This window comes from Salinibaculum rarum (assembly GCF_030505615.1).
Classification (GTDB): domain Archaea; phylum Halobacteriota; class Halobacteria; order Halobacteriales; family Haloarculaceae; genus Salinibaculum; species Salinibaculum rarum.
In genome coordinates, this window is sequence record NZ_CP129992.1 from 2,373,505 (window position 1) to 2,389,318 (window position 15,814).

Genomic DNA, 15,814 nt, shown 5'->3' on the forward strand with positions numbered 1-15,814 from the left:
ATCACCCCGTCGGTTAGAGGACTCCGGTTTCGGTGAGCAAGTCGAGCGTCGGGCCGGTGTCCGAAAGCTCTGCGAGGTCGATGTCCGGCGGGTTGAGTTCGTCGATAGACGGGAGTCCACCGACTGGGTTGATGCCGGAGACGGTCGGGTACGCGAACGTCCGGGTCGCGAAGAACTCCTGGGCTTCAGAGGAGAGCAGGTGGCGCACGAAGTTCTCGGCGAGGTCCTGCTTCTGTGTCCCGCTGATAATCTGTGCTCCGGAGACGTTGATGAGCGCGCCCGCGTCACCGCTGGTAAACGCGAGGTCGAGCGGTGCGTCCTGACGCTGGCTCTGGACGCGCAGTGCATAGTAGTGGTTGGCAAAGCCGGAGACAATTTCGCCGTTTGCGACCTGGTTTGAGACTTCGAACTCGCTGCCAAACTCCAGTACCTCAGCCGCCTGCATATCGTTGAGCCACTGGCGGGTCTCACTCTTGCCACGGATGAGCCGCATCGCCGTGATAAAGGACTGGAAGGCGCCGTAAGACGGTGCCCAGCCCATGTTGTTCTGGAAGGCGTCCGTGTTCGGGAACGCCTGGACCGTATCTGGAATGTCACTCGCAGAGAGCTGGGTCGTGTTGTACGGGACAGCCCGAGCACGACCGGCGATGCCGACCCAATCACCGGTCGTGAACTGCGAGGGGACGGAATCGGTAACACTGGAGGGGAGCGACGCTGCCGCACCGGCGTCGGCGACGTTGCCGAGCGAACCGGCGTCGACTGCGATGAACACGTCCGCCTGGCTCGCGTTGGCGTCGACTTCCTCGACGATGCGACTCGACAGCTGGCTGGAGGGGGCACGCGTGTGGCTGAACGTGAAATCCGGATACACCTGTTCGAACAGCCTGATGAGGTCGAGATACAGCCCGCCTTCACCGCCACCGAGATAGAAGCTCAGTTCCCCCTCCAGGTCGGGGAGCTCCGAGATGGACGTTCCGCCGGGGTCACCACGGGAGGAAACCAGCGGGCCCGACCCGCGGAAGTCCGCTATGTTGACGTCGCTACTGCTGCCGTTGTTTCCGTTGCCGCCGAACAGCCCGAAACAACCGGCCAGAGAGCCCGCGCTGGCCAGGCCCGTCGCGGCCAGCACCTTCCGCCGGGTGGGTCGATGGGTCGTCTCACTTCGTTCAGAAGTTCGGTCAGAATTTTCTTGCATTGTCATAATTTAGGTTTGCCTAAAACACTTAACGCTTTCTAGTCGTCTCCGGTCGTGGGAACGCCCTGTTTGGGGGCCGCCGTGGCGTCGAGTTCGTCGAGGCAGGTCAGCCAATCGAGCATGTACTCCCCGACTTGATTGAGGAAGGCCCCGTTCTCGTAGTCGGCGAAATCGCCGTCGGCGAGTTCGTGGGCCATCGCCTCAAAGACACCCGCGTAGCTGTCGGCGTCCGCACCGGCGTCGTCGATTATCTCCCAGACGTGTTCGTTCAGTTCGAGGCCGTGAACCTCGTTGGTGAGGTCCGAAAACGTCGAGCGCGGCGCCTTGTTGTGCTCACAGAGCGGGTCGCCGTTGTAAATCTGCGTTCCGAGCACGTCACAGGCCCGCTTGAGAAACACGCCCGACCAGATGTCGTCGAACCGGCCAACGTCCCACTCGTTGTCGTCCATCGGCAACTGGTAGAAGGCCGGAATCACTTCCCGGCGGAAGGCGAGGTTCATCGAACAGACGGTGAGGTAATTGCCTTCCCGGGCAACGAAGTCCTCGCCGAAGTCCTCGGCGCTGGTCCGGGTTTGTGCCTGGCCCTGGAGGTCGCCGTCCATCAGGATGCGGACCGCATCGAGGTCTGGGACGTTCGTCCAGAGGCCCTGCGATGCGACCACATCGTCGACTTCGACGGGTTCGGTTTCGACCGTCTCGTCCATCGCGCTGTAGGGATAACCGCGAGGGTAGAGACCGTGTTCGTCCTCGTTCTGGTAGAGGACGTTGACCCACTGTTCGTCGGAGCTGACGCCGGTCACTTCGCCCTCGTACTGGAGATTGTCGAGGTGGCGACCGAAGAAGTCGAACTCGTCGTGGGGGAGCGTGTCGTCGTCGATGAAGACGCCGTACTCGAAGTCGTTGGCCCACATGTAGAGCAGGCCAAAGGAGGTCTGGGCGTGGCTGGCCTCGGGGACGAGGTGGTTGTACTCGCCGACGCCGTGGCGTTCGAACCACGCTTTGCGGCTGGTGCCGTCGTAGACGTCGCCGGAGACGCCCTCCTCGTCGAGCATCGCCTGCATCTCCTCTGTGTCACAGAAGTCCTCGGTGACGAGGACGACGTGGAGTCGGTCCAAATCGAAGTCGTGTGCGCGTGCGTTCTCGAAGTACGCCCGCATACACTCGTACTCGCGTATCGTCGGGACGATTACGCAGATGTCCTGGGCTGTCCGTGCCATCGTATCTACTCCTCAGTCTTTAGGGCGTCCTAAAATAACTGTTGTTTTAGGATGGCCTAAGACTCCGCGACGTGGGGCAGTGACCGAAACGACCACAACGTCGCCCCGTGACGGTCCAATATGGACGTTGCCATCATCGCGGCTGCGATGACAGACTTCGGCGAGCGCGACGCGTGGATACGGGAGTTGCTCGCCGAGGCCGGAGAGGCCTGTCTGGACAGCGCGCCGGTCGGACGCGACGCGGTCGAACACCTCTACGTCTCGAATATGGCAAGTGGTGAACTGGAAGGGCAGACCGGCGTGATGAACGCGCTGGCACACGACCTCGGCGTCTTGCCCGCCTACGCCGAGCGCGTCGATCAGACCTCCGCGTCGGGCGCGGCCGGCGTCTTCGAGGCCTGGCAGTCTGTGGCGTCGGGCGCAAGCGAGATGACGCTGCTCGTGGGCGGCGAGAAGATGACCCACCGGGACACCCCGGAAACCTCCGACGTCGTCGCGTCGGTGACCCACCCCGTCGAGTACAAACACGGGGTGACCCTGCCAGCCTTCGGCGCGATGGCCGCGCGGCTGTACATGCACGAACACGACGCTCCCCGGGAGAGTCTGGCCCGAGTTGCGGTCAAAAACCACGAGAACGCCCTCGCGAACCCGTTCGCACAGTTCCACAAGGAGATCGACGTCGAGACGGTCCTGGAGAGTCCGATGGTCAACGACCCGCTCCGCCTCTACGATTACTGCCCGGTCACCGACGGGAGCGCGGCACTGCTGTTCTGTCCGGTGTCGGTCGCCGAGCAATACACCGACGACTACGTTCGCGTGGCCGGTGTCGGCGGCGCGACGGACACACACGTCGTCCACGAACGGTCGGACCCGCTGGCGATGGACGCCGTCGCCGAAAGCGGCGACCGGGCCTTCGGGATGGCCGATTGGGGCGTCGACGACCTCGACGTCGCCGAGTTACACGACATGGTGACAGTTCTGGAACCACTCCAGCTAGAAGCACTCGGCATCGCCGACCGGGGCGAGGGATGGAAATTCGTCGAAGACGGGACGACCTCCCGGGACGGTGCGCTCCCGGTCAATCCGTCCGGGGGGCTGAAAGCCCGGGGCCACCCGCTCGGCGCGACCGGCGTCGCACAGGTCGCCGAACTCTACTGGCAGTTGCTCGGTGCGGCGGGTGACCGACAGGTCGATGCCGACCGCGGCCTCGCCTGCAACGTCGGTGGCTTTGGCAACTGTGTCGTCACCTCACTGCTGGAGGTGCCAGCATGACTGACAGCGATAGTCCTCCCAGCGAGGCCAGCAGGGAGCGGCTGCTCGCACACCGGTGTCGGAACGACCACCTGACCTATCCCGGCCACACCGTCTGTCCGACCTGCGGCGGCGACCAGGTCGAGACGGTCGATCTCACCGACAGGACGGCGACAGTGGTAACATGGACGGAGAGCGTCGCGACACCCTCTGGCGTCCGGGCACCGAATACGCTGGCAATCGTGGAATTTACCTTCGACGGAAATTCAGTGACAGTCCTCGGGCAGACGACTGCTGGGGTTGCTATCGGCGACACTGTCCAGCCAGTGTACGTCGACGAATTACGGGACCCCACAGCGAGTTTGAGAGCAAAAGACAGCCAGTCGTGGTCTGGCTATCGGTTCGAACCGGTCGAGTAGTCAGTCCGCGACGAGCGGGTCGACAATCGTATCGGCAGACCCCTCATCCAGGAGGGCTTGCAGGCCATCCTCGACTGTCTTTGCCTCCTCGTCGGTGTGTGGATAGACAGCCGCGACACCCGTTCCGTCGTAGACGGCGAGACAGAACGCTGGCATGACGAGCCAGTCCGTGTGTTCCCCTTCTGCCGGCGTGAAACACTCTCTGGTCTGGAAAAACGGCGTGAGACGGACCCCCTCGATGTCCGCCCACGACCTGAACGCCAGATACGTGTCCCGAATGTCGCGGTCGCAGTCGGCGACTGGCATCCGCTTGCGCCACTCGTTCCGACTGACCGTGTCGACGAGGCCGCGCTCGCCGAGTTCCACGAGGCGCTCGTGAAGGCTGTCGGCGCGGTCCTGAGACGGAGGTGGTAACTCACTCCGTTCGTACAGCACTACCTCGATAGCCCCCTCTCGCTTGTTGCTGTGCATAGGTACCCTCGCGGATACGTTCGCTCCCCGTGGTAATAAAACGTTTCTATCATATTACAAATTGGCGCGACATGCCACGAATCGCCAAACCTCGAATCGGCGTCACAAGCCACCAGAACCGCGCTGCATGGCAATCATCGGTTTATAATGGTTGGTAATGTATACACTATTTGTTATTTTCATCGCCCCCGTGAGAATCGCTATCGTCGACGTCGTCTTTGAGAGACTGGAGTTCCGCATCCACGTCGATGTCCACTGCATCGCGGTCGGTCGACGTGGTCTCAAGCCGGTCGTCGACTTCCGACTGGAGGTCTCGGACCTCTTCGAGTAACTCCCGGGCCTCGTCGTCGGGTGGCCGGCTCTCCAGTGCCGACCCGAGGTCCGACAGCGCCTCGTCCAGTCGAGACAGCGTCGCGCGGCCAAGGTCCGTCGCCCGCTGCCGGGCCTGGGAACTCCCGGGCGTTGCTTCCCGTCCCTCGGCGATGCGGAGCGCGCGCTGGACGAGTCGTAGCGCCCGGACGTTGGTCTCGAGGACGAGTACGATAGCCGGTATCGTCACCTCGCTTGTAAACTGGGCGAGTTGACGTGGCGTCGGCGGCCGCAATGGCCCGCGTGCCGGGTCGAGTTCGTCCTGTAACTGCTCGAGAGATGCTGTGAGTTCACTCAAAAGCGCCGATAGTTCTTGACCCCCGTTGCTCATACCTGCTGTAGGGACCGACTCCACAAAAGTCCCGCCGGCGATTCAGCCTCCGAGTTCTTAGGCCAACCAAAACTCTTTTAATTTTAGGGCGGCCTAAGTTCAGCCGATGACTCGCGCAGACGACGGTCGGACAATCTCAGACCTGGACAAGACGGGAGAGAATCCGGACCAGCATGACCGAGCCGTGACTGTTCACGAGTGTTCGCCGACACGGACTGTGTTTACGGAAACCGGAAACTCGGACGGCTGGATTGCGACCGACACGACCGTCGACCTGCAAAGATAGCGGCCGCTTTTCAGTTCATCGCGCTGTCGAAGACGAGCGTATCGTCCTCGAGGTAGTGCTCGATGTGGTGTGCATCGTCTTCTGTCTCGACCAGAATCTCGCGGAGAATCTGTGCGGTGGCGTGGTCGCCCAGGTTCTCGGCGAGTTCGATGTGGTCCCGGAGACTCTCGATGACGTCACCGTACATCTCCATGTCGTTCTCCAGTGACGTCCGGATGTCGTAGACGTCCTCGTCTTCGGCTTCGACTGTCGCGTGTTCTTGCAGGTTGCTCATGCTGGCGACCGGGGTGCCCCCGAGTGCCTGCGCGCGCTCGGCGAGTTCGTCGGCCGCAGCCTCGACGCCCTCGGCTGCCTCACCAAGGAAGATATGCAGGTCCCGGAACTCGGCGCCTTCGACGTTCCAGTGGTGTTTTCGAAGCTGGTGATAGAGGACGAATGCGTCTGCGAGGTCCGTGTTCAGCGCCTCGACAATCTGTTCTGCCTTCTCGCCGTCGAGTCGCAGCGCGTCGCTTTCCTCGACAGTCCCGAACTCTTGTTGGACGGTCTTCTGGGTGCTCATTACAGCACATACTACTCCCTGTTCCCACATAAAGACTCCTATCGAGGAAAAATATTTTCTAGTTCGAAAAATATCTATTCCGTATCGCAAATCAAGCCAGGTGTAGACAGTCCCCTCTCACGGTCGAGTCAGAACGACAGCCGCGTCCGAATCGAACCGGCCGGCGTCGGCGACGAGCGAGCGAGCCTGTGTGTCGTGGAGCGTCCGAAGCCCGTCGAGTTCCGCGTCGGTCACGTCCAGTTGCGAGGCGAACTCGCTCCAGACGTGGTCACGGAGCGCGAGGACGTAGACATCAGGCTCCTGATACACGAGTGGGTCTTGGTGGAACTGGTTGCGCCACTCGTAGACGATGTCGTCGACGCCGGGGAGGTCACGGACGTTCTCCTGGTGACTGCGAGTAATCTCCCGCAATCGACCTTCGTCGATTCCGGCTGTTGTCGCGGCTGTCTCGACAGATTCGTCGTCGAATGCTGCCAGTGGGTCGCGTGGGTCTGCCATGAGACGGTGTAGGGCCGATGGGGGCAAAAGTGCTGGCAGACCAGCGGTATTGCCGGAGACCATATATTAATCTATGGGCTTGTCGTATTCCAAGTGATGGGAAAGCTAGCGACGCTCTTTGCACCCGAACGGGTCGCCGTCGTCGGCGCCACAGAACGGGAGGGGTCAGTCGGGTACGCGGTAACCCGGAACCTCCAGATGGACTTCGACGGTGAAGTCCTCCCAGTAAACCCGGGCAGCGACGAGGTGCTGGGGCTACCGGCTGCCGACTCACTGTCGGCACTAGACGACGTAGACGTTGCCGTCGTCGTCGTTCCGCCGGATGTGGCCGTCGATGTGGTCCGCGAGGCGGCCGAGTCAGGTATCGAAAACGTCGTCGTCATCACCGCCGGGTTCTCGGAAGCCGGCAGTGACGGCGCGGCGCGCGAACGCGAGATCGTCTCCATCGCCGAGGAACACGACATCAACCTCGTCGGTCCAAACTGCGTCGGCGTCATGTCGACGAGCGTCGGACTCAACGCGACGTTCGCCCCGCTGAACGCCGACCCCGGGAACATCTCGTTTATGAGTCAATCCGGGGCGTTCATCACCGCGGTCCTGGACTGGGCCAGCGACCGCGCTATTGGCTTCAAAGACATCGTCTCGCTGGGTAACAAGGCCGTCTTAGACGAGAGTGACTTCGTCCGGGAGTGGGGCCAGGACCCCGAAACGGACGTCGTGTTGGGCTATCTCGAAGACATCGACAACGGCCAGGCGTTCATGGAGACGGCCCGCGAAGTCGGGAAGGACACGCCGATTGTCGTCGTCAAGTCCGGTCGCACCGACGCCGGCGCGTCGGCGGCCGCCTCACACACCGGCGCTATCGCCGGCAGTGACCGGGCCTACGAGGCCGGCCTCGCGCAGGCCGGCGTCATCCGCGTCGACTCCGTGCAGGAACTGTTCGACGCGGCCTCTATCCTGGCCGACCAGCCGACACCAGAGTCGGGCGACATAGCCATCGTGACAAACGCCGGCGGTCCCGGCGTGCTGGCTACCGACGCCGTCGGCGACTCGTCGCTGTCGCTGGCCGAGTTCGAAAACGAGACTCTCGACACACTGGGCGAGCGCCTCCCTGAGAGCGCCAACATCTTCAACCCAGTCGACATCATCGGGGACGCGCCGGCCGAACGATTCGACGAGACCCTCGACGTGGTTCTCGACGACCCGAACGTCGGCATGGCAATCGTGCTGGCCTGTCCGACCGCGACCCTCGAGTTCGAGGACCTGGCGGAGGCAACAGTCGCCAGACAGGAGGCCCACGACGTGCCGGTCGCCGGCGTGTTGATGGGCGGGTCCTCGACCAAGGAGGCTGCCAGCACCCTGTCGGACGCCGGCATCCCCTCGTACTTCGACCCCGCCCGGGCCGTCCGGAGTCTGGAAATTCTCACCGAGTACGGTGAGAGTCGCGAGAACGAAGTCGTCGAGCCGACGGCCTTCGACGTAGACAAAGACCGCGCTCGCGCCATACTCGAGCGGGCGGCCAGACGCAACACGACACGCCTCGGTGTCGAGGCGATGGAGTTACTCGAGGCCTACGGCATCCCGACACCCGAAGGCGATGTCGTCAACGACCCCGCCGAGGCAAAGGCAATCGCCGAGGACATCGGTGACGACGTCGTGATGAAAATCGTCAGCCCCGACATTCTGCACAAGTCGGACATCGGCGGCGTCGAAGTGGGCATCAGTCCCGAGGAGGTCTGGGACACCTACGAGGACCTGGTTGCCCGCGCCCGGCAGTACCAGCCCGATGCGACGATTCTCGGTGTCCAGGTCCAGGAGATGCTGGACCTCGACTCGGCCACCGAGACTATCGTCGGCGTCACCCGTGACCCACAGTTCGGGCCGCTGGTGATGTTCGGCCTCGGCGGTATCTTCGTCGAGATTCTGGAGGATACGTCGTTCCGGGTCGCGCCGGTACCCGAATCGGAGGCGGCGGAGATGCTGGACGAGATCGAGGCGGCGCCGCTGTTGCGGGGGGCGCGTGGACGCTCCTCAGTCGACGAGGCGGGGCTCATCGAGACGATTCAGCGCATCTCACAGCTCGTGACCGACTTCCCGGCGATTACGGAACTGGACATCAACCCCGTCGTCGCGACGCCAGAGGGCGTCTCGGCGGTGGACCTGCGACTCACCCTGGATACGGAGGAGCTATGAAAACTATACTCGTCACTTCGACAGAACCGAGCACAGGCAAGACGGCTATCAGCGTTGCGCTCGCGCGCATCGCCCAGCAGGCGGGCCACGACGTGGGCTACATGAAGCCCAAAGGGACGCGACTGGAGAGTGCGGTCGGGAAGACCCGGGACGAGGACCCGATGCTCGCCCGGGAGATGCTCGGCATCGACGCCGCGATGCACGAACTGGAACCGGTCGTCTACTCGCCGACCTTCGTCCAGGAGGCCATCCGTGGCCGCGAGGACCCCGCGGCGTTGCGCGAGCGCATCTCCGAGAACTTCGAGACGCTCGCCGAGGACAGAGACGTGATGATAGTCGAGGGCGGCGGTCGTCTCTGGACGGGCGGTATCGTCGACCTCGACGACACCGACGTCGCCGAACTGTTGGACGCCGAGGTACTGCTAGTCAGCCGGTACGAGGACGGCGAGTCACTCGACGACGTACTCGCGGCCGCTGACTCGCTGGGTGACAGACTCAGCGGCGTCCTGTTCAACGCCGTCGACCGGACGGCGTTCGACGGCCTCGCCGAAGACGCGATGCCGTTCCTCGACGGTCGCGGCATCCACCCGCTCGGTGCAATCGAACGGGACGAACAGCTCGCCGGTATCAGCGTCGCCGACCTGGCAGACGGCATCGGTGCGAAACTGTTGACCAGTGACGCACCGACAGACAGCCTGGTCGAGCGGTTCGCTGTCGGCGCGATGGGGAGCAATGCCGCACTCGAGAAGTTCCGGCGGGTCCGGAACGCGGCCGTCATCACTGGCGGTGACCGCTCTGACATCCAGACGACTGCACTCCAGGCCCCCGGCGTCGAGTGTCTGGTTCTGACCGGTGGCTACCGCCCCTCCAGTGCCGTGGTCGGGAAGGCGGAGGAACACGGGATTCCGCTGATGTTGGTCCAGTCGGACACCAGCACGACAATCGACCGCGTCGAGGAGGAACTGCGCTCGGGACGGACCCGCTCGGAGGGCGCTATCGACCGCATGGAGACGCTCATCGAGGATGCTGTCGACACCAAGGCGCTCCTCGAATAGGGGCCGTTCCCGGTGGCGCGGTCCCCACTCCGCCCACCAGTCAAGCAACTGACAGGCGTCAGACACACTTATTTTCTCCAAGATATTACGGGCTAGTGGAGCCATTCGGCTCCGTAGTGTCACACGCTGGGGCTCCCCGCCCCACCGTTCCCTTGTGTTTGAAATCAGATAGGAGAGTCCCGACAACCGCCAGTAGGCGATTCCCCGAGAGCCGGGTGGCGATTAGTCGTCGTCCAGTTGTGCGTTGCTCGTCGCCGTTCCCACCGCGGTTTCGGCGTCGGTCACGTCCGTCTCGGTGGTGCGTGTCTTGACCGCCTCTTTGTCGAACTCGTTTGCGTCCATATTCGGCTCCATGCCGGCCCGCTCCATCGCCTCGATGTCGTCTCCCGGTGACTGGCCCGACGTGGTGAGGTAATCGCCGGTGAGGATGCCGTCGGCGCCGGCCTCGAAGGGCAGGTGTTGCTCGTCCGCGTCGAGATTGACCTCCCGCCCGCCAGTCAGTCGCACGCGCGAGTCTGGGTGCAGGAACCTGTAGACGGCGATGGTCTGGATTATCTCTTCGGTCGTGATAGGCGGGGAGTCGCCAAAGCGGTCGCCGAGTGGCGTCCCTGCCACGGGGTTGAGGATGTTGACCGGCACCGAAGAGACGCCGATGTCTTGGAGCGCGATGGCGGCGTCCACGCGATCAGTCGGCGATTCGCCCATCCCGAGTATGACGCCGGCACAGAGGTCCATCCCGGCCGCTTTCGCGACTTCGAGTGTCTCGACGCGGTCCGAAAAGGAGTGGGTATCGACGACTTCCGGGAAGAAATCCGGGGAGGTCTCGATGTTGTGATTGTAGTGGTTGATGCCTTCCGCGGCCAGAATCTCGGCTTCCTCGTGGGTGAGGATTCCGAGGCTGGCGTCGACTTCCACGTCCGTCTCGTCTCGGACCAGCCGGATGGCTCTGATGACATCGTCCCACTCGTCCGGACGTTGCTCTTTGGAGACGCCTTTCTCGGCGACGACGATGCCAAAGCGCTGGGCGCCGTCCCGTTCGGCGCGTTTGGCAGCCTGGAGAATCTCGTCAGGGTCCAGGAAGCCGTACGTCTCGATGCCGCTGTCGAAGTGGACAGACTGTGCACAGAAGCCACAGTCTTCGGCGCAATCGCCGGCCTTCGCGTTCACGATAGAACAGGCGTCGACAGTGTCGTCGCCCAGCTGTGACCGAACGTAGTCTGCGGCCGGTGCCAGGTCCTCGACTGGCTGTGCGACCAGCGCCAGTCCGTCACGCCGGTCCAGTTGCTCGCCAGCGAGCACGCGCTCTACCGCGTCGTCGACCGTGGGGTTTCCCGTCTCGTAAACCACACTTTCTGAGAGGGTTAACGACAGGATAAAGATTGGTGGTACGTCGTTCAACGCCCGTCGAAGTCATTCCGGGAGGTCCGCCAGTACGAACGGGACGGTACTGCCCAGTGGGTCCTCGACGCGGCGCTGCCACCGAATGTCAAAGCCCGCGTCTTCGAGTTGTCGGACCGTTTCGCGCTGACCGGGCGTGCTGAAAAACATCTCCCTTCCAGTCCCGAGCCAGTCAGCGCGGACCCGCTCGTACGCCGAAGAACCGACGGTCAGCAGGACGGTCCCACCGGGGCGGAGCAGACGAGCAAACTCCCGATAGACGGCCGGGTGGTCCTCGCGCTGCACGTGGAAGACGGCGTGATATGCGGTGATAGCGTCGACGCTGTCGTCGGCGAGCGGAATCGAGACCATATCACCCTGTAGCAGGTGCGCGCTAGGGACGTTCCCGGCAGCCATCTCGACCTGTGTGCGGGCGACGTCGAGACCGAGTGCTGTGACACCGCCCATATTCGAGAGCGTACGCATACCGTCGCCACAGCCGACATCGAGCACCGTCGCGTCCGGGCCGAGTGACTCCACGAGGTCACGGACGAGCGCGGCGTCGTCGCCGTCGACCGGCCGCACCCGGGCGTAATCACTCGCGGCGTCCTCCCAGGCGGATTTGACCTGTTTGCGGTCCATACCCTCTCTTGGGGCGGGCCGGAATCTGCCTTTCGCCGGTCAGACGGCGAAGGCGATTGGGACGGGTGTGAAACAGAGAATTCCGACGAGCAGTGTCAACGCAGCGACGGCCTGTCGCGCGGGACCGACCGAGGATTCGTCGACGGGCGTCGCGTTCCCGACGCGGGTAAAGACGATGGTGAGAATCCCCCAGAGAATCCACAGGGTCGCGCCACGGCCCGCCGCGAAGGCGATGAGATAGCCCGCCAGCCCAAACAGCGCCAGCGGGACGGCCCGCTGGACGAGACTGATTCGCTCGCCGACGATGGCGCGGGTGACGTGAGCCCCGTCGAGTTGTCCCACCGGGAGCAGGTTCAGGAACGTGACGAAGGCACCGACCCAGCCCCCGATGACGACGGGGTTGACCATGAGATTCGGGTCGCTGTACTGGAGTGGCTCGCCGAGGACGGCCGCGATACCCTGGACGAGCAACGGGAAGCCGAGTTCGACCTCCGCGATAAGCGAGTTCTGAGGGACCGCGACCGGGGGCAAGGAGACGCCGACTGCGGTGACGACGACAGTGGCGGCGATGCCCGCCAGTGGTCCCGCTGCACCGATGTCGAACAGCGCTCGCCTGCTGGGGATGTTGTCCCGCATCCGGATGACAGCGCCCAGCGTTCCCAGGACGTTCGGGAGCGGAATGAAATAGGGGAGCGACGCTTCGACGCTGTGGTACCGGCTCAGGACGTAGTGGCCGAGTTCGTGGACAGCCAGCACGCCGAGCACGGAGACGGCGAAGGGCCACGCATCGAGTAGCTGGACCGGGTCTGCGAGCGGGGAGTACCCGTACCAGCGTGCGCCAGCAAACAGCGTGGTGACCGCCGTCACGACGAAGAGGACGACGTTCGTCCACGGAATCCCGTCGACGCCGAGGGAGCGTTCGGTCGCGACGAGGACGAACTCGCCGGTTTCGCGGCGAATCGTGACGCGGTAGCCACGCTGGCGAAATCTGGGCGCGAGTCGGCGGAGGACCTCCTCGTGTTGGTCCAGCGGCTCACCGTAGTAGCGGACGTTCTCGTCTGTCACCTCGACCTCGTAGACGGTGAAGGTCTCGGCAAACGAGTCGGGGTCGGGGACATCACCTGGCACTGCCGGGGTGGCCATCGACGCCAGCTAGGGACTGCACCCATTTATGCCTGTTTCCGCCGAGAATCGACGGACACGGCGGGTCACTCGCCCCAGTAGTATCGCGGTGCGAGCGTCATGTACGCCAGCGCAGCGAGCACGAGAAGTCGGGGAAAGACCCGCTGTCCGAGCGTGGGTGCCAAAATCCCTCCCGCCTGCACCAGTCCCATCAACCCGGCATCGCGCGCCCGGAGTTTGGGATATGAAACAGGGCCGACCATCAGCAAAGCGAGAACGACACCGCCGACCAGTAACACGGCGGGCGCGGTCACGCCGGCCAGATAGCCCGCGGCGAGTATCGACGCCCCCAGCGTGTTCTGGATGCCGGGCCTGTTCTCACCCTCATCGACGTAGATGGTGTAGAGTACCGTCCGGACGAGCGAGAACACGACGAAGACGGCTGGCACGGCCGAGACAGCGAGGATTTCGACGGTGCCAGCGAGCGGGATGTCCGCCGGGAGCAGCGTCGAAACCGCATCGCGTGTGGCGGCGTAGAGAAACAGTGCTGGCGCCGTTCCAAACGAGACGACGTCGGCAATCGAGTCGAGCAGCGGCCCAACTTCCGAACTTCCCTGCGAGCGGGCGATGATGCCATCGAGGGCGTCGGTGATAGCTGCGAGCAAAACGAGGCGGGCGGCGGCCGTCGGGCCGACGGTGACGGCGACGACCATCGCGACGACGCCCAGCGTCGCGTTGAGCAGCGTCATCACGTCGGCAGCACCCAGTCGGCGGCGCACCTGGAGCGACATACCCGGACGGATGGGGACCGCCCACAAGAATGGCGTGGAATCGACCGCGCTCCCGGAAGACATATACTCACGCCAGCGGTGGCTACGCCTAACGACGCCGTAGCTATGGACCGGGCAACCGCTTTCGTCTGTTCTCACTGTGACGAGGAGATTCCGGTCCCCTCCGACCACGAGTGTGCCGGTCCCAATTCGTCTGTCTCGCTCCATCACGACGCCGAGACCGTCCGCGACCAGTTTGACGAAGGGGGCACTGTCGGGGACATTCGCCGATACGCGCCGCTGTTGCCGGTCGCGACGCTGGACGGAGTAACCCTCGGCGAGGGTGGGACCGACCTGGTCGACGCTCCGTCCCTCGGTGCCGACCTGGGGGTCGACCTCCAGCTCAAACTCGAAGGTGCAAATCCGACCGGGTCGACGAAAGACCGCGGGAGCGTCGTCGTCGCGGCACACGCCGTCGAACTCGGTGACGACGTGGTCGCGTGTGCCTCGACCGGGAACGCGGCCGCGTCGATGGCCGCTTACGCGGCCCGGAGCGGGCTCCAGTGCTGTCTGTTCGTCCCCGAGCGCGCCCCGGACGCCAAAGCCGTCCAGCCGCTCGTCTACGGCGCCGACGTCCTCTCCGTCGAGGGAGCTTACGACGACGCGCACGACCTCTGTCAGCGGGTCACGGCGGCGAGTGGCTGGCTCGACCGCTCGGCCGGTGCGACGCCGTACACCGACGCCGGCGCGCGGACGCTCGGCTACGAACTGGCCGAACAGACCGCCACAGCGCCGGATTGGGTGGTCGTCCCGATGGGCAACGGCGGAACCTTGGCCAGCGCGTGGCGCGGGCTCGAAACGTTCGCCAGTCTTGGCCTCGCCGACGGGACGCCGCGGATGCTCGGCGTCCAGGCTGAGGGGACGGCACCGATTCACGACGCCGTCCAGAACACCGACAGCGAAGACGGAGAGACGTGTGCCGACAGCATCGACGTGGGGACCCCGCACCGACTGACCGACGCCCGGCGGGCAATCGACGACAGTGGGGGAACGACCGTCACCGTCTCGGAGACGGCGATTCGCGACGCGACAGCCGACCTCGGCGCCAGCGAAGGCGTCTTCGTCGAGCCAGCCTGTGCGGCCGCAATCGCCGGCATCGACAACGCCCGGGACTGTGACATCATCGACCGCGGCGAGCGGGTGGTCGCCGTGATGACCGGCAGCGGACTGAAAGACACAGCGACGGCGAGAACGGTCGTCGACTTTCCGGAGACGATTGGTGCAGAGACCGACCCCGCGACACTCGCCCGACGTTACTCCTCAGACAGCGAGTGAGACACGCGAAGTCGGGCGAGCGTGACGGCCGTCCCGGTGAGCAAGACGACCAGTTGCCATCCTGCCCGGACGACCGGGAAGATGCGCTCGGGGTCTGTCTCCTGTCCGGACGGGTCGGGGTCGACGCCCGTCGAGAGGTTCACTTCCTGGGAACTGCCCTGTGGCTCCGGCGAGGGGATGGAACCGGCATCGCCGCCGGTTTCGAGGAACGTCTGGACGATGCCACGCTGGTCCGAGAGGACGAGTTTCCCCTCAAGTTCGTAGAACTGGTCGTGGAGCGGATAGAGTGGGTTGACGTATCCGCTGACCATATCGAGTCCGACCCCGGCGGCGGCGTAGGCGACGACACTCACCCACGCGATGCGAACACCGCGTGGACCCCAGCGCGCCCGGAGCCACGATTCCTCTCGCCGCAAGTCTACCCACAACAGTACCCCAGCGACCGCCGGAATCACGAAGTTGTGCAACACCGTCCTGTGTCCGGCCGTCGAGACGAGCGCGATAAACGAGTCGAGGTCGGGAATCGCCGTCACACCGAGGACGACAGCCAGCGCCCGGCGGTCAACCGCCTCCCCGAGCAACGCAGCAGCTATCAGTCCGGCAAACGCCATGTGAACAATTGTCCCGGCCATGTGGTACTGTTTGTCACTATCCGGTTGAGCGTTGTGGCGCCGGAAGCGAGCGTCCGACGCCCCGCCAAAATTAAGAGGGCGCCCCGCAACCG

At 64.1% G+C, this 15,814-nt stretch carries 17 protein-coding genes; 6 read left to right on the plus strand and 11 right to left on the minus strand.

Going from position 1 to position 15,814, the window contains the following annotated elements:
* Positions 1 to 13: 13 nt before the first annotated feature.
* Both QYL91_RS12310 and QYL91_RS12315 read right to left on the minus strand, forming a co-directional pair.
* Positions 14 to 1,195, minus strand: coding sequence for an extracellular solute-binding protein (locus QYL91_RS12310; RefSeq protein ID WP_302080795.1), 1,182 nt, complete (start codon positions 1,193 to 1,195; stop codon positions 14 to 16).
* A 38-nt stretch (positions 1,196 to 1,233) separates the two neighbouring features.
* Positions 1,234 to 2,412 carry an alpha-1 4-glucan-protein synthase gene (locus QYL91_RS12315; protein WP_302080796.1) on the minus strand — a complete coding sequence of 393 codons (1,179 nt, stop codon included), beginning with the start codon at positions 2,410 to 2,412 and terminating at the stop codon, positions 1,234 to 1,236.
* 120 nt (positions 2,413 to 2,532) lie between these two features.
* Between QYL91_RS12315 and QYL91_RS12320 the strand changes: the two genes are divergently transcribed.
* Together QYL91_RS12320 and QYL91_RS12325 are read left to right on the plus strand one after the other, a co-directional pair.
* Complete coding sequence (locus tag QYL91_RS12320) at positions 2,533 to 3,684, plus strand: thiolase family protein (protein WP_302080797.1); 1,152 nt, start codon at positions 2,533 to 2,535, stop codon at positions 3,682 to 3,684.
* Entirely contained in the window at positions 3,681 to 4,082 is a 402-nt protein-coding gene (locus QYL91_RS12325) for a Zn-ribbon domain-containing OB-fold protein (protein ID WP_302080798.1), read from the plus strand. Before QYL91_RS12320 ends, QYL91_RS12325 begins: the two co-directional genes overlap by 4 nt.
* On the opposite strand, the gene QYL91_RS12330 is transcribed toward QYL91_RS12325, so the two are convergent.
* Together QYL91_RS12330 and QYL91_RS12335 are read right to left on the minus strand one after the other, a co-directional pair.
* A complete protein-coding gene (locus tag QYL91_RS12330; RefSeq protein WP_302080799.1) occupies positions 4,083 to 4,553 on the minus strand; it encodes an HTH domain-containing protein in 471 nt (156 codons plus the stop codon).
* A gap of 166 nt (positions 4,554 to 4,719) precedes the next feature.
* Positions 4,720 to 5,253 carry a DUF7547 family protein gene (locus tag QYL91_RS12335; RefSeq protein WP_302080800.1) on the minus strand — a complete coding sequence of 178 codons (534 nt, stop codon included), beginning with the start codon at positions 5,251 to 5,253 and terminating at the stop codon, positions 4,720 to 4,722.
* A gap of 106 nt (positions 5,254 to 5,359) precedes the next feature.
* Between QYL91_RS12335 and QYL91_RS12340 the strand changes: the two genes are divergently transcribed.
* Positions 5,360 to 5,539: a hypothetical protein gene (locus QYL91_RS12340; protein ID WP_302080801.1), complete on the plus strand. Its 180-nt coding sequence runs from the start codon at positions 5,360 to 5,362 to the stop codon at positions 5,537 to 5,539.
* A 10-nt stretch (positions 5,540 to 5,549) separates the two neighbouring features.
* Here the strand turns inward: QYL91_RS12340 and dpsA are convergent, their stop codons facing one another.
* Together dpsA and QYL91_RS12350 are read right to left on the minus strand one after the other, a co-directional pair.
* Positions 5,550 to 6,098: a DNA starvation/stationary phase protection protein DpsA gene (dpsA, locus tag QYL91_RS12345; protein ID WP_302080802.1), complete on the minus strand. Its 549-nt coding sequence runs from the start codon at positions 6,096 to 6,098 to the stop codon at positions 5,550 to 5,552.
* Positions 6,099 to 6,215: 117 nt separating this feature from the next.
* Complete coding sequence (locus QYL91_RS12350; RefSeq protein WP_302080803.1) at positions 6,216 to 6,596, minus strand: DUF8048 family protein; 381 nt, start codon at positions 6,594 to 6,596, stop codon at positions 6,216 to 6,218.
* Positions 6,597 to 6,692: 96 nt separating this feature from the next.
* Here QYL91_RS12350 and QYL91_RS12355 point away from each other — a divergent pair, with 96 nt between their 5' ends.
* Entirely contained in the window at positions 6,693 to 8,789 is a 2,097-nt protein-coding gene (locus tag QYL91_RS12355; protein WP_302080804.1) for an acetate--CoA ligase family protein, read from the plus strand.
* A complete protein-coding gene (locus tag QYL91_RS12360) occupies positions 8,786 to 9,844 on the plus strand; it encodes a phosphotransacetylase family protein (protein WP_302080805.1) in 1,059 nt (352 codons plus the stop codon). Before QYL91_RS12355 ends, QYL91_RS12360 begins: the two co-directional genes overlap by 4 nt.
* 222 nt (positions 9,845 to 10,066) lie before the next feature.
* Here QYL91_RS12360 and bioB read toward each other — a convergent pair whose 3' ends face one another.
* From bioB to QYL91_RS12380, 4 genes are all read right to left on the minus strand, one after another.
* Positions 10,067 to 11,191: a biotin synthase BioB gene (gene bioB / locus QYL91_RS12365; protein WP_302080806.1), complete on the minus strand. Its 1,125-nt coding sequence runs from the start codon at positions 11,189 to 11,191 to the stop codon at positions 10,067 to 10,069.
* 63 nt (positions 11,192 to 11,254) lie between these two features.
* A complete protein-coding gene (locus tag QYL91_RS12370; protein WP_302080807.1) occupies positions 11,255 to 11,863 on the minus strand; it encodes a class I SAM-dependent methyltransferase in 609 nt (202 codons plus the stop codon).
* Positions 11,864 to 11,902: 39 nt separating this feature from the next.
* Complete coding sequence (locus tag QYL91_RS12375; protein ID WP_302080808.1) at positions 11,903 to 13,006, minus strand: site-2 protease family protein; 1,104 nt, start codon at positions 13,004 to 13,006, stop codon at positions 11,903 to 11,905.
* Positions 13,007 to 13,071: 65 nt separating this feature from the next.
* On the minus strand, positions 13,072 to 13,776 hold the full coding sequence (locus tag QYL91_RS12380) for a protein sorting system archaetidylserine synthase (RefSeq protein WP_302080809.1): 705 nt from the start codon (positions 13,774 to 13,776) through the stop codon (positions 13,072 to 13,074).
* A 105-nt stretch (positions 13,777 to 13,881) separates the two neighbouring features.
* On the opposite strand from QYL91_RS12380, the gene thrC reads away from it, so the two are divergent.
* Positions 13,882 to 15,090 carry a threonine synthase gene (gene thrC / locus QYL91_RS12385; protein WP_302080810.1) on the plus strand — a complete coding sequence of 403 codons (1,209 nt, stop codon included), beginning with the start codon at positions 13,882 to 13,884 and terminating at the stop codon, positions 15,088 to 15,090.
* On the opposite strand, the gene QYL91_RS12390 is transcribed toward thrC, so the two are convergent.
* The gene (locus QYL91_RS12390; RefSeq protein ID WP_302080811.1) at positions 15,069 to 15,722 is read right to left on the minus strand and encodes a metal-dependent hydrolase; all 654 of its coding nucleotides are present in this window, start codon (positions 15,720 to 15,722) and stop codon (positions 15,069 to 15,071) included. The two genes, thrC and QYL91_RS12390, sit on opposite strands and share 22 nt — an antisense overlap.
* Positions 15,723 to 15,814: the final 92 nt, after the last annotated feature.